Annotated in this window: 12 protein-coding genes; 8 read left to right on the forward strand and 4 right to left on the reverse strand. The window is 46.9% G+C overall.

Annotated elements, in window-relative coordinates; genetic code table 11:
* Nucleotides 1-5: 5 nt before the first annotated feature.
* Nucleotides 6-848, forward strand: coding sequence for a SirB1 family protein (locus tag ICN44_RS03330; RefSeq protein ID WP_216262702.1), 843 nt, complete (start codon nt 6-8; stop codon nt 846-848).
* Nucleotides 849-894: 46 nt separating this feature from the next.
* On the opposite strand, the gene ICN44_RS03335 is transcribed toward ICN44_RS03330, so the two are convergent.
* Entirely contained in the window at nt 895-1,539 is a 645-nt protein-coding gene (locus ICN44_RS03335; RefSeq protein WP_216262703.1) for a VTT domain-containing protein, read from the reverse strand.
* Nucleotides 1,540-1,615: 76 nt separating this feature from the next.
* Between ICN44_RS03335 and miaA the strand changes: the two genes are divergently transcribed.
* Nucleotides 1,616-2,605: a tRNA (adenosine(37)-N6)-dimethylallyltransferase MiaA gene (gene miaA, locus ICN44_RS03340; protein ID WP_370624864.1), complete on the forward strand. Its 990-nt coding sequence runs from the start codon at nt 1,616-1,618 to the stop codon at nt 2,603-2,605.
* An 11-nt stretch (nt 2,606-2,616) separates the two neighbouring features.
* Here miaA and purM read toward each other — a convergent pair whose 3' ends face one another.
* The gene (purM, locus tag ICN44_RS03345) at nt 2,617-3,669 is read right to left on the reverse strand and encodes a phosphoribosylformylglycinamidine cyclo-ligase (protein WP_216262705.1); all 1,053 of its coding nucleotides are present in this window, start codon (nt 3,667-3,669) and stop codon (nt 2,617-2,619) included.
* A 72-nt stretch (nt 3,670-3,741) separates the two neighbouring features.
* Here purM and ICN44_RS03350 point away from each other — a divergent pair, with 72 nt between their 5' ends.
* From ICN44_RS03350 to panB, 6 genes are read left to right on the forward strand one after another with little or no spacing between them, the layout of a single operon-like run.
* A complete protein-coding gene (locus ICN44_RS03350) occupies nt 3,742-4,731 on the forward strand; it encodes an AI-2E family transporter (RefSeq protein WP_216262706.1) in 990 nt (329 codons plus the stop codon).
* Nucleotides 4,732-4,742: 11 nt separating this feature from the next.
* Nucleotides 4,743-5,498 (forward strand): DnaA regulatory inactivator Hda, encoded by a 756-nt coding sequence (hda, locus tag ICN44_RS03355; protein WP_216262707.1) that lies wholly within the window; start codon nt 4,743-4,745, stop codon nt 5,496-5,498.
* Nucleotides 5,499-5,516: 18 nt separating this feature from the next.
* Nucleotides 5,517-6,197, forward strand: coding sequence for an HAD-IB family hydrolase (locus ICN44_RS03360; protein WP_216262708.1), 681 nt, complete (start codon nt 5,517-5,519; stop codon nt 6,195-6,197).
* Nucleotides 6,194-7,594 carry a polynucleotide adenylyltransferase PcnB gene (pcnB, locus tag ICN44_RS03365; RefSeq protein ID WP_216262709.1) on the forward strand — a complete coding sequence of 467 codons (1,401 nt, stop codon included), beginning with the start codon at nt 6,194-6,196 and terminating at the stop codon, nt 7,592-7,594. Before ICN44_RS03360 ends, pcnB begins: the two co-directional genes overlap by 4 nt.
* A 52-nt stretch (nt 7,595-7,646) precedes the next feature.
* The gene (gene folK / locus ICN44_RS03370) at nt 7,647-8,174 is read left to right on the forward strand and encodes a 2-amino-4-hydroxy-6-hydroxymethyldihydropteridine diphosphokinase (protein ID WP_216262710.1); all 528 of its coding nucleotides are present in this window, start codon (nt 7,647-7,649) and stop codon (nt 8,172-8,174) included.
* A gap of 17 nt (nt 8,175-8,191) precedes the next feature.
* On the forward strand, nt 8,192-9,010 hold the full coding sequence (gene panB / locus ICN44_RS03375) for a 3-methyl-2-oxobutanoate hydroxymethyltransferase (RefSeq protein WP_216262711.1): 819 nt from the start codon (nt 8,192-8,194) through the stop codon (nt 9,008-9,010).
* 26 nt (nt 9,011-9,036) lie between these two features.
* Here the strand turns inward: panB and dnaJ are convergent, their stop codons facing one another.
* Nucleotides 9,037-10,173 (reverse strand): molecular chaperone DnaJ, encoded by a 1,137-nt coding sequence (dnaJ, locus tag ICN44_RS03380; RefSeq protein WP_216262712.1) that lies wholly within the window; start codon nt 10,171-10,173, stop codon nt 9,037-9,039.
* Nucleotides 10,174-10,273: 100 nt separating this feature from the next.
* Nucleotides 10,274-12,211 (reverse strand): molecular chaperone DnaK, encoded by a 1,938-nt coding sequence (gene dnaK / locus ICN44_RS03385; RefSeq protein WP_216262713.1) that lies wholly within the window; start codon nt 12,209-12,211, stop codon nt 10,274-10,276.
* Nucleotides 12,212-12,356: the final 145 nt, after the last annotated feature.

Genomic DNA, 12,356 nt, shown 5'->3' on the forward strand with positions numbered 1-12,356 from the left:
CCAATATGCCAACACAACAACTCGACTATTTCACCTCACTAGTTGCTGAAGACGAACATCTTCCTTTAACGGAGGCGACAATTGCTGTCGCACAGCATGCTTATCCTGATTTAGATGTTCAGGGGGTTCTCGATCAAATTGATGAGATGGGTAACAAACTCAAAACTCGCATCACGCCGGATACCTCACCTGTTCAGCGCTTACAAATTTTGAAGCATTTCTTTTATACCGATCTGGGTTTTGGCCCGAACCCAAATGATTTCTATGCTCCAGAAAATTCGTACTTGCATTACATACTCGAGAATCGCAGAGGAATCCCCATCTCATTAGCTATTTTGATGATGGAATTAGGCAATCAAATTGGTTTGAAAATTCGGGGGGTTTCATTTCCGAATCACTTCATGATGCGCATCTCTTTGCAACAGGGTGAAGTCATCATGGATCCCTTGACCGGTGAATCGTTATCAAAGACTCAGTTACAAGAAATGCTTGATCCTTACCTGGACGCCAAAGGTTATCGAGGTGAGTTGAGTCTGCCGCTCAATATCTTCCTACGTGCTTCTAGCTCGAGAGAGATTCTGTCGCGCTTTCTGAGAAACCTCAAAATGATTTACTCAGAACATGAGCGCTGGGAGCGTTTACTAGGTATTCAAGAGCGCCTAGTGATCCTACTGCCGGACTCTATTGAAGAGATTCGGGACAGAGGTTTGATCTTTGCGCAACTAGAGTATTTGCGGCCCGCATTGGCGGATATGCATCGCTATCTCAGCGAAGTTCCAGAAGCTGAGGATGCTGGCGATATCCGCGAGCACATTGCCACCCTTGAAAGTCAAACCAAGCTTCACTAAAGCTGAGTGGGCGTTAGTGTAAGCACTTTGGTTTTTTAAACTCCTGTTAGTTTTTCTTGTGCTGAAAAATTTTGTAGATAGCTGCCAATAAAACTGGTACCGCAGCCGCCCCCACGCCTACCAGGACGATCACATTGAGATTCTGGCGAATGACAGGGATATTGCCAAAGAAATATCCTGCTATGACCAAACCAAAGACCCACAGCGCTGCACCAGTGATGTTAAATAACTGAAAGCGTGCAAAGTTCATCTCAGACACACCCGCAATAAAAGGTGCAAAGGTACGAATAATTGGCAAGAAGCGGGCAAGAATGATCGTTTTCCCACCATGCTTTTCATAAAAAGCGTGGGTTTTTAATAAAGCGCCTTGATCAATCCAGCGCGATTGACTGCTGAATACTCGCTTACCAATCCACCGGCCAATGAAGTAGTTCACGGTGTTACCTGCGACTGCAGCAATTAATAAACCAATGCACAAGGTCCAAATATTGAAATGCTCAGTAGCGCAATAGGCGCCTGCAATAAATAAGAGTGAGTCCCCAGGCAGGAAAGGGGCAACCACTAAGCCTGTTTCTGCAAAAACAATAGCAAATAAGAGGCCATAGGCCCAAGGACCGTATTGCTGAATCACCACATCTAAATGTTTATCAATATGCAGCAATAAATCACTGATTTGCAAAAGGGTATCCATCGACTCGCTCTCTAACTTATGGGTTGTTGCGGATATTAACAGGCTCTTATAATTAGGTATGCCAACTGAACCCTACATTCAGCCTATGCATGCTCCAGATGAAGTCTCAACGCTTTGTATTGTTGGGCCCACTGGTGCAGGCAAAACCCATCTCGCCATGTCTTTGGCTGAGTATGCAAAATCTATTGGTCTGACAATTGAGCTCATCAGCATGGATTCTGCTTTGGTATATCGGGGTTTAGATATTGGCAGCGCCAAACCAACTCAGTCAGAACAAGAAGCGGTTATTCATCATCTGATTGACATCATTGATCCGACTGAAGTGTATTCAGCGGCACGTTTTGCAAATGATGCAAAACGTCTTTGCACCGAAATTCGTGCGCGAGGAAATATTCCAGTGGTGGTAGGCGGAACGATGTTGTATTGGCGCGCGTGGGCGCATGGCCTTTCCTCACTGCCTCCAGCAAATCCAGAAATTCGTGCTCGTTTGGATGAAGAGGGTAAAGCCATTGGCTGGCCGGCAATGCACGACAAGCTTGCCACGATTGATCCCGAAACTGCGGCGCGCTTAAAGCCAAACGATTCCCAACGAGTGCAGCGTGCTCTAGAGGTTTATGAAATTACCGGTAAACCTATGTCTATATCACTGGCCGACTCACCTAGTGAGGATGGCAGAGAAGGTTCAGCGATTCCACCATGGATTAAGTTAGTTTCGCTTGAACCAAGTGATCGTAAGCGATTGCATCTGAACTTAGAAAAGCGTTTTGATGAAATGCTTGCTGCTGGATTTATGGATGAAGTCAAAACTCTGCGTACCAACGCTGGATTACATACAGATCTTCCAGCGATACGTTCAGTTGGTTATCGCCAAGCTTGGGAGTATCTCAATGGTGAAATTGATGCTGAACAAATGCGCTACAAAGCCTTGGCAGCCACGCGCCAGCTTGGCAAGCGTCAACTGACATGGTTGCGTGCAATAGATGGGAGAAATACATTTGATCCCTTCAATCCGGAAGAACTGAAGGCGGCATTAGATTACTGCAAAAGCAATCTAATCAAAAAATAAAGGTAGATCGTTTAGATAACGATGGTTTGTGGCGCATCTTTTGGACGTTCAACTACTTCGCCGACTGTCCAAGCTTTAAGACCTTGCGCAGTTAAGGATTTGATTGCTGCATCTACTTGATCAGGCGCAACAATCACAACCATACCGATGCCGCAGTTAAATACGCGCACCATTTCTGCATCAGCAACGCCACCCTTCATTTGCAACCAGCGGAAGAGGTCTGGCATCTGCCAGCTATCGCGATGCAAAACAGCTTGAGTATTTTCAGGGAGTACGCGGGGTACGTTATCAACCAAACCACCACCCGTGATATGCGCCATACCTTTTACATTGATTTCAGAAATCAATTTGAGAAGCGGCTTCACATAAATTTCTGTTGGCGCCATCACAACATCACCCAATGGACGACCACCCAAATCATCAGTAGGCTTTGCACCAGCACGCTCAATAATCTTACGGACCAATGAGTAGCCATTTGAATGCGCACCACTAGAGCCAATTGCTAATACCGCATCACCCGGAACAATCGTTGCGCCAGTAATGATTTTGGATTTTTCAACTGCGCCTACGGCAAATCCCGCTAAGTCATATTCGCCTGGTGGGTACATGCCCGGCATTTCTGCGGTCTCACCACCGATTAATGCGCAACCAGATAATTCACAACCCTTGGCAATGCCACCAACAACCGTTGCCGCCGTATCCACAGTCAACTTGCCGCATGCAAAGTAATCCAAGAAGAAAAGGGGCTCAGCACCCTGAACCAGGATGTCATTCACGCTCATGGCTACCAAGTCTTGACCAATGGTTTCATGACGATTCCACTCAAAAGCTAGTCTTAGCTTGGTACCAACACCATCCGTACCGGATACTAGTACTGGCTCTTTATAGCGCTTTGGCACCTCAAAAAGGGCCCCAAAGCCGCCAATTCCAGCCAAAACACCCTCGCGCATGGTTTTCTTGGCCAACGGCTTAATGCGGTCAACCAGGGCATCCCCAGCATCAATATCGACACCAGCATCACGGTAGGAAAGGCCTTTTGAGGAAGAATTAGTAGATGAGGTCATGTCAGCGCTGGAATATTAGTAAAAAATGCTACTAGATCAGTAGAATCATTGAATTCTAGAGGATTACTCGTCATGGCTGAGATTTTTACCCCTTTTCTGGCTGCATTCATCCTTGCCTACATCCTGAGGCCTGCTTTTCTATGGATGGAAGGAAGGCGGGCGCCCGCCGCCGTGGCTGCAGCACTCTCCGTTGTTCTGGGTCTGGCAGTCGTAATTGCCATTGTGAGCCTATTTATTGGCCTTCTTAAAACCGAGATTCCATTGATTAAAGCCCAGTTGCCAGATTGGATAGCAAATACCCAGGCATGGCTCGGACCAAAGTTGGCTGAGTTTCATATCAATGTTGACTGGGGGACTTTAAAAACTGCAGCCTCACAAAAAATATCAGAGCATATTAGTGACAATGCAGATTCTTTAATGACAACGACCTTCAATACGGTACTCATGTCAGGCAGCTCAGTAATTACTGGGTTTGTAAATTCAGTGCTTATTATTTTTGTGATGTTCTATCTTCTCATTGATTGGACTCACTTCTTCGGCCTTGTCAAAACACTGGTGCCATTACGGGCTCAAGATACGATTACTCACTTAGCAATGCATACCGATGGTTTGCTCTCGCAATATTTGCGGGGCATGATCATCGTGATTTCTATCATGTCTGTTTTTTATAGTATTTCCTTAAGTGTGATTGGAATCAAAGGGGCGGTTGCTTTAGGTGTATTTACTGCTCTGATGATTGTCATTCCCTATATTGGGATTGCCCTCGGCTTTAGCCTTGCAATCGTCTCTGCAATCTTGCAATTTGGTGTTGGACCTGAGCTTGTAGGGGTGCTCATCGTATTTGGCATCGGCCAACTCCTAGAGGGCTTTTTCTTAACGCCGCGCCTAGTAGGCGAACGCATTGGCTTGCACCCTGTTGCCGTTCTGTTTGCCTTGCTACTTTTTGGCAACCTATTTGGTTTTTTTGGAGTGCTACTTGCGCTACCAATTAGTGCAGTGAGTTTGGTATTAGTTCAGTATTTTTGGTCTGTCTATACACAAAGCTCTTGGTATCAAAAATAAGTTTGGTAGTAATGAATACACCCTCGCTTCCAAAACAATTTGCGCTAGACATCAGTCACTCACCCATAGCTAGTTTAGAAAACTATCTTCCCGGGAAAGATCTTGCCTTAATTTCTGCTCTGCAAAATCTTGAAAAATCTTGGGGCAAGGTCAGCGCCCAAAACTCTGATAACCCGCTCAATCAGCGCTGGATTTATTGGTGGGGGCCAGAGGGTTCGGGTCGTACTCATCTACTCAATGCCATTGAAAATGCAGCCGAGCATGCTGGCTTGTTACACATTGCCCTCTCCCCCCTCGAGCCTACTGCTTGGGTTCGCCTAGAAGAAAAGATGAATGCAATGACTGAAAGTGATGCGCCCTCAGTCATTACTGTTGATGATGTTGACCAGCTAGATGATCGTCTTGTTGGCTCCCTATTTCGGATCCTGAATGGCGTTCAAGCAAGCAAAGCGATTCATATTTTTATGGCCGGAAACGCTGCACCAGCCAATCTCAAGCTTCGAGAAGACCTGCGAACCCGTCTGGGCTGGGGTTTGATCTTTCAAACGCAGCTTTTGGATGATGATGAGAAAATACAAGCACTAGAGGAAGCAGCCAAAGAGCGAGGGCTTGTTTTATCCCCCGATGTGTTGCCTTGGCTGTTAAGTCGCTTTTATCGCGATATGCCCAGCCTGATGGCATTGATGGATGCTTTAGACGCTTACTCCCTTGAAACAAAACGTGCTGTAACCTTACCCCTTGTTCGCGAGCTCTTGCAGCCCAAATAATTTATTAAATATCAATTCGTGACCCAGCTAGCCCTTTTCGATTTAGACCACACCCTTTTGCCCTGCGATAGCGATTACGAATGGGGTCAATTTTTGGCTCGCATTGGTGTTGTAGACAGCGAATACTATGAACGACAAAACGAGCGCTTTTATCAAGACTACAAAGAAGGTAAGCTGGATATTCATGAGTTTCTGCGTTTTGCCCTTAAGCCACTCTCAGAACATTCTCGCGTGCAACTCAAAGAGTGGCATGACGCCTTTATGAAAGAAGTCATTAACGGCCAACTCCGACAACAAGCAATCGATCTAGTAAAGCGTCATCAGGATGCTGGCGATCTTTGCTGCGTGATTACTGCCACCAACAGCTTTGTGACACGCCCTATCGTCGAAAGCTTTGGCATCGAGCATCTGATTGCTACAGAGCCCGCCACTGCAGACAACCTCCCATTAGGCAACTACACTGGTGAAGTCAAAGGCATTCCCAATTTCCGCGAAGGTAAGATTCAAAATCTACACGACTGGTTAGCATCGCAAAAACTGTCTCTAGATGCTTTGCCTTATAGTTATTTTTATTCTGACTCGATGAACGATCTTCCTTTACTCGAAAAAGTAAGTCATCCTGTTGCCACCAATCCAGATGATCGTCTTCGCAACGAAGCTAAGCAGCGAAACTGGCCCATTCTTGAATTGTTTGCATGATCACTAAATTTATTAAACGTATTTTGCGGCGTGACCCGATGGTCAAGCATACGCAGGCCAACAATACCGGCGCCCCAAAGCGCATCCCTAAAAAAGCACATCGAATTGATCCGCATTTGCTTTCTAAGAACGCAGTTAAGGTAACGCACACATTACAACAAGCAGGCTATGAGGCATTTATTGTCGGCGGCGCTGTCAGAGATCTTGCTCTTGGTATCAGTCCAAAAGATTTTGACGTGGCAACCAATGCAACACCGGATCAAGTGCAAAGACTCTTTCGCAAAGCGCGTCTAATTGGTCGCCGCTTTCAAATAGTGCACGTAACTTTTTTTGGTAAAGGCCATCCTGAAATCATCGAGGTATCAACCTTCCGAGCACTATTAGATAACGCTGGAGATCACGTGGCTGAGAGCGGCCGGATCCTGCGCGATAACGTCTGGGGTTCACAAGGTGAGGATGCTGCAAGACGCGATTTCACAATTAATGCAATGTACTACGATCCTTCGTCTGAAACTGTTTTGGACTATCACGGCGGCATGGCGGATATGCAAAAGAAAACTTTGCGCATGATTGGCGATCCCGCAAAGCGCTATCGCGAAGATCCAGTACGCATGCTCCGCGCAGTTCGCTTCGCAGCTAAGACTGGTTTTGAATTAGATGGTGCTACACGCGCGCCCATAGCAAAGCTAGGCAAATTATTAAACGACGTCCCCTCTGCGAGACTTTTTGATGAAATTTTGAAGCTCTTGATGTCTGGCTACTCCTGGGCAGCAATCCAAGGCCTAAAAGATGCGGGATTGCATCATGGCCTACTCCCGCTCCTAGACCACATTCTGGATACGGGCGCAGACTCCAAGGGTGCCAATGATTTTGTAAAGCTTGCTTTGGCCAATACTGACGAACGCATTCAATCCGGTAAAAGTGTTTCTGCTGGATTTTTATTTGCCACCCTGCTCTGGCCTGATCTACTAAAGAATTGGAAAGCCAATTCTGCTAAAGGAATGGCTAATATTCCCGCCTTGCATGATGCGATGGACGACACGATTGCCACTCAAAGTAGCGGCATGACGATTCAACGACGCTTCGAAAGCGATATGCGCGAAATTTGGTCTATGCAGCCTCGCTTTGAGAGACGCGTGGGGCGCTACCCCTATCGCCTCATCGAATCCCCACGTTTTAGAGCGGGCTATGACTTTATGTTGCTTCGTTGCGCCACCGGGGAATTAAGCCCAGCAATCGGGCAATGGTGGACAGACTTCATTGCAACCGACGTCACAGGGCAAGATGAGCTGATGGCTAGCGTCAAAAATGAATCTGGTAACAGTCCAAGTCCTGCCAAAAGACGGCGTCGTAGAAAGCCGAAAGCGGCAGTGCCCCCAGAGAGTGCAGCAAGCTAAGCAGACTTAGAGAAATTTCAGTAAAGTAGTTTCATCTCTAGTTTGGAAACCTATGGCACGGGCATATATCGGATTTGGCGGCAACATCGGCGACACGCGTCAGCTTATTACTGATGCCATTGTTTGCTTGGCATTGCGCTCCGAACTGCAAATCTTGGCAAAAAGCTGCTTTTATCAAAGCGCGCCTGTTGAGGCTACAGGCGGTGACTACATTAATGCCGTCATTGAAGTCGAAACCGAGTTAAGCCCCTACGGCCTATTACATGTTTGCCAAACCATTGAACAAGAGTTTGGTCGTGAGCGCCCATATGCAAATGCTCCTCGGACTCTTGACCTAGACATCCTTTCTTTTGAAGGGGTTACTCAAAGCGAAACAGAATTGATACTGCCGCATCCTAGAATTATCGAGCGCTCATTTGTGCTCCTACCCCTGCTGGAAATCGCTCCCGATATCTTTTTACCTAACTGGGGTGAACTCAAGGCCTACTTACCTAATGTGGCACACCAAAGAATTGAAAAACTCCCCTGCAGGAACTGTAATTGCGGGGAAAAAGACGTTTATAGCCAAACGGCGCATTAATTCATTAAACTCTCGCCATGGGTTACTTACAAGGCGACAAGCCAATCACAATTACTAAGCTCCTCGCAATGCATGCTGAGGGTGAAAAAATTGCCATGCTCACGGCATACGATTCAACTATGTCAGCTCTTCTCAATCGCTGCGCTGTTGAAACGATCCTGATTGGCGACTCTCTTGGGAACGTGATTCAAGGACACTCCAGCACTACGCCAGTGACCATTGAACAAATGGCGTATCACACCGAATGTGTAGCCCGTGCTAATACCCATGCATTTCTCATCGCTGACCTCCCATTTGCAAGCTACGGAGATCCAGTGCAGGCCTTAGAGTCCTCTGCTCAATTGATGCGTGCTGGTGCAGACATGGTCAAGCTTGAAGGGGGTGGCGACTGGCAGATTGATGTCATTAGTCATTTAGTGGAGCGTAGTGTTCCTGTTTGCGCTCACTTAGGATTGCTACCTCAATCAGTTCATGTATTGGGCGGCTACAAAGTGCAGGGCAAATCCAAAGATGCTGCAATCGTTATGCTTGAGCAAGCGCTTGCCTGCCAAGGGGCTGGAGCCCAAATGGTGGTGTTGGAAGCAATCCCCTCTTCATTGGGTGAAAAGATTACTGCCGAGCTTCACATTCCCACTATCGGAATTGGTGCTGGTCCAGATTGCTCTGGTCAAGTATTGGTACTACAGGATATGTTGGGCATCAGCCCTGGTAAGCCACCGAAGTTTGTCAAAAACTTTATGGATGGTCATCACTCCGTTGAAGCCGCCATCAAGGCTTATGTACGCGAAGTGAAGTCCGGGAAATTCCCCGGGCCCGAGCATGGCTTTGCCGGCTAATTGCCAGCCAGCCTGCCCACTAGTTACTAGCTAAAGAAACTCTTTACACCATCAAACCAACCTTTTTGTTGGGGGCTGTGTTTGTCGCCAGCAGATTTCAGACTATCGTCAAACTGCTGCAATAATTTCTTTTGCTCTTCTGTAAGCTTAATCGGAGTTTCTACCAGAACGTGGACAAAGAGATCGCCCACCAAGGTAGATCGCAGACCCTTAATACCCTTGTTACGCAAGCGGAAAGTCTTACCCGTCTGAGTTCCCTCAGGAATTGGAAACTCCACGCGACCAGAGAGTGTTGGCACTTCGATTTCGCCACCGATGGTAGCTATCGCAAAAGAGATTGGCATTTGTACATGCAAATCACTACCATCACGCTCAAAGACTTTGTGAGGCTTAACACGCACCTCTACATAAAGATCGCCGGATGGTCCACCATTGATACCTGGTTCACCGTTACCCACTGAGCGGACACGCATTCCATCATCAATGCCTGCCGGTATTTTGATCTCAAGTGTTTTTTGTTCTTTATGCTTTCCGCTGCCGTGGCAAGTTTTACATGGCTTAGGAATGTACTCGCCAGTGCCGCGGCACTTAGGGCAAGTTTGCTGCATGGAGAAGAAGCCTTGTTGCACACGCACTTGACCATGACCGTTACAGGTTGTGCATGTCTCAGCCTTAGATCCTGGCTCTGCGCCAGTACCATGACAAGGCTTGCAATTACTCCAGCTAGGTACACGAATTTGGGTTGTATAACCTTCAGCAGCTTGCTCAAGCGTAATGTCCATGTTGTAGCGCAAATCTGCGCCTTTATAGACTTGAGGGCCAGAATGACGGCCGCCGCCTTGACCGAAGATATCCCCAAAGATATCCCCAAACGCATCAGAAAATCCACCGCCACCGAAACCGCCGCCGCCAAATCCGCCACCCATCGATGGGTCCACGCCAGCATGACCATATTGATCATAGGCGGCACGTTTATTGGGATCGGTTAAGGTTTCGTAAGCTTCTTTAACTTCTTTAAATTGGGCTTCAGCCGTTTTGCTATCGGGATTGCGATCAGGGTGATGTTTCATCGCCATCTTGCGATAAGCCTTTTTTAGCTCATCGTCACTGGCACCTTTTGCTACACCAAGCACTTCATAAAAATCGCGTTTACTTTTAGGCACGGCCTATTCCTCTCAACAACCTGAATGACACAAGTCGGCACGAGGCCGACTTGTTATTTAAGTACATCAAAACTACGTTAATGAATGACTAATTGCAGAGTTACTTCTTGTCATCAACCTCTTTAAAGTCAGCGTCAACAACATCCGCATCAGGGGCGGCACCAGGGGCTGCACCACCAGGAGCTGCACCAGGTGCGGCACCGCCAGCTTTAGCTTGTTCAGCTGCCATGACTTTTTCGCCCAGCTTCTGACTTGCTTTACCCAAAGCTTCTGTTTTAGCTTCAATGGCTTCTTTGTCGCTACCTTTAATAGCTTCGTCCAAGTCTTTCAAGGCCGCTTCAATCGCTTCTTTTTCGGAAGCCTCTAAGCTAGCACCATGCTCTTCCAAAGCCTTCTTGGTTGAGTGAGCCAAGGCATCTGCAGTATTGCGAGCAGTGACCAACTCCAGCGCTTTCTTATCTTCAGCAGCATTGGCTTCAGCATCCTTGACCATGCGTTGAATTTCTTCTTCAGTCAAACCAGAGTTTGCCTTGATGGTGATCTTGTTCTCTTTACCAGTGGTCTTGTCTTTTGCTGTTACATGCAAAATACCGTTGGCGTCAATGTCAAAAGTCACTTCAATTTGTGGCATACCGCGTTGCGCAGGAGCAATACCTTCGAGGTTAAATTCACCTAGTAACTTGTTTGCAGCAGCCATCTCGCGCTCACCTTGGAAGCACTTAATAGTTACAGCAGGCTGGTTATCTTCCGCAGTGGAGTAAACCTGTGAATGCTTGGTAGGGATCGTGGTGTTCTTAGGAATCATCTTGGTCATGACGCCACCAAGAGTTTCGATACCCAATGACAATGGGGTAACGTCCAAGAGCAATACGTCCTTGCGATCGCCAGACAATACAGAACCCTGAATTGCAGCGCCAACAGCAACAGCTTCATCTGGGTTAACGTCTTTGCGTGGCTCTTTACCAAAGATTTCTTTTACTTTGTCTTGAACCGCAGGCATACGGGTTTGACCGCCAACCAAAATCACATCGTCGATATCTGCTACGTTTACACCAGCGTCTTTAATGGCAGTTAAGCAAGGGCCAGCGGTACGGCTGATTAACTCTTCAACCAAAGACTCTAATTTGGCGCGGGTCAACTTCAAGTTCAAATGCTTAGGACCGCTAGCGTCAGCTGTTACATATGGCAAATTAATTTCAGTTTGCTGCGCAGATGACAATTCGATCTTGGCTTTCTCAGCAGCGTCTTTCAAACGCTGCAACGCCAATACGTCTTTGCTCAAATCAACACCCTGTTCTTTCTTGAACTCAGCAATGATCCAATCAATGATGCGTTGGTCAAAGTCTTCACCGCCTAAGAAGGTGTCGCCGTTGGTAGAAAGCACTTCAAACTGCTTCTCACCGTCAACGTTAGCAATCTCAATAATGGATACGTCGAATGTACCGCCGCCCAAGTCATAAACAGCGATCTTGCGATCCACTTTGTCTTGCTTGTCCAAGCCAAACGCTAATGCAGCAGCAGTTGGCTCGTTGATGATGCGCTTCACGTCCAAACCAGCGATACGACCAGCATCTTTAGTTGCTTGACGTTGACTGTCATTGAAGTAAGCGGGAACAGTAATCACGGCTTCTGTCACTTCTTCACCGAGATAATCTTCGGCAGTTTTCTTCATCTTGCGCAAGATTTCAGCAGACACTTGCTGTGGCGCCATTTTCTTGTCGCGTGCTGATACCCAAGCATCGCCATTATCAGCAGCAATAATTGAATAAGGCATCAAACTGATGTCTTTTTGCACTTCAGGATCAGTAAATTTACGACCCATCAAACGCTTCACTGCGTAGATAGTATTTTTAGGATTGGTTACTGACTGACGCTTTGCAGGCGCACCAACCAATACTTCGCCATCTTCAACGTAAGCGATGATGGATGGAGTTGTGCGACCGCCTTCAGCGTTCTCGACAACTTTAGGTGCATTGTTTTCAACGACTGAAACGCATGAATTCGTGGTTCCTAAGTCGATTCCGATAATCTTTCCCATAATTGCTCCAAAAAATTAAATTGTTTGTTGTACTGATAAATATTTCGATACCCAGTAAATGGGGTCTAAAAAGGTGATTTCAAGGGGGCAAAGAGCAAAAAGGCAGAAATCTGCCCTTTTCTACCTTTTCATGCCTTTTTTTGGG

The organism is Polynucleobacter sp. JS-Fieb-80-E5, from assembly GCF_018882015.1.
In the GTDB taxonomy this organism is placed as follows: Bacteria; Pseudomonadota; Gammaproteobacteria; order Burkholderiales; family Burkholderiaceae; genus Polynucleobacter.

Bases quoted from the DNA above. Each gene is read 5' to 3' on its own strand.
- ICN44_RS03330 (WP_216262702.1), top strand. From the start codon at position 6: ATGCCAACACAACAACTCGACTATTTCACCTCACTAGTTGCTGAAGAC.
- ICN44_RS03335 (WP_216262703.1), bottom strand. From the start codon at position 1,539: ATGGATACCCTTTTGCAAATCAGTGATTTATTGCTGCATATTGATAAA.
- purM (WP_216262705.1), bottom strand. From the start codon at position 3,669: ATGACCTCATCTACTAATTCTTCCTCAAAAGGCCTTTCCTACCGTGAT.
- ICN44_RS03350 (WP_216262706.1), top strand. From the start codon at position 3,742: ATGGCTGAGATTTTTACCCCTTTTCTGGCTGCATTCATCCTTGCCTAC.
- hda (WP_216262707.1), top strand. From the start codon at position 4,743: ATGAATACACCCTCGCTTCCAAAACAATTTGCGCTAGACATCAGTCAC.
- pcnB (WP_216262709.1), top strand. From the start codon at position 6,194: ATGATCACTAAATTTATTAAACGTATTTTGCGGCGTGACCCGATGGTC.
- folK (WP_216262710.1), top strand. From the start codon at position 7,647: ATGGCACGGGCATATATCGGATTTGGCGGCAACATCGGCGACACGCGT.
- panB (WP_216262711.1), top strand. From the start codon at position 8,192: ATGGGTTACTTACAAGGCGACAAGCCAATCACAATTACTAAGCTCCTC.
- dnaK (WP_216262713.1), bottom strand. From the start codon at position 12,211: ATGGGAAAGATTATCGGAATCGACTTAGGAACCACGAATTCATGCGTT.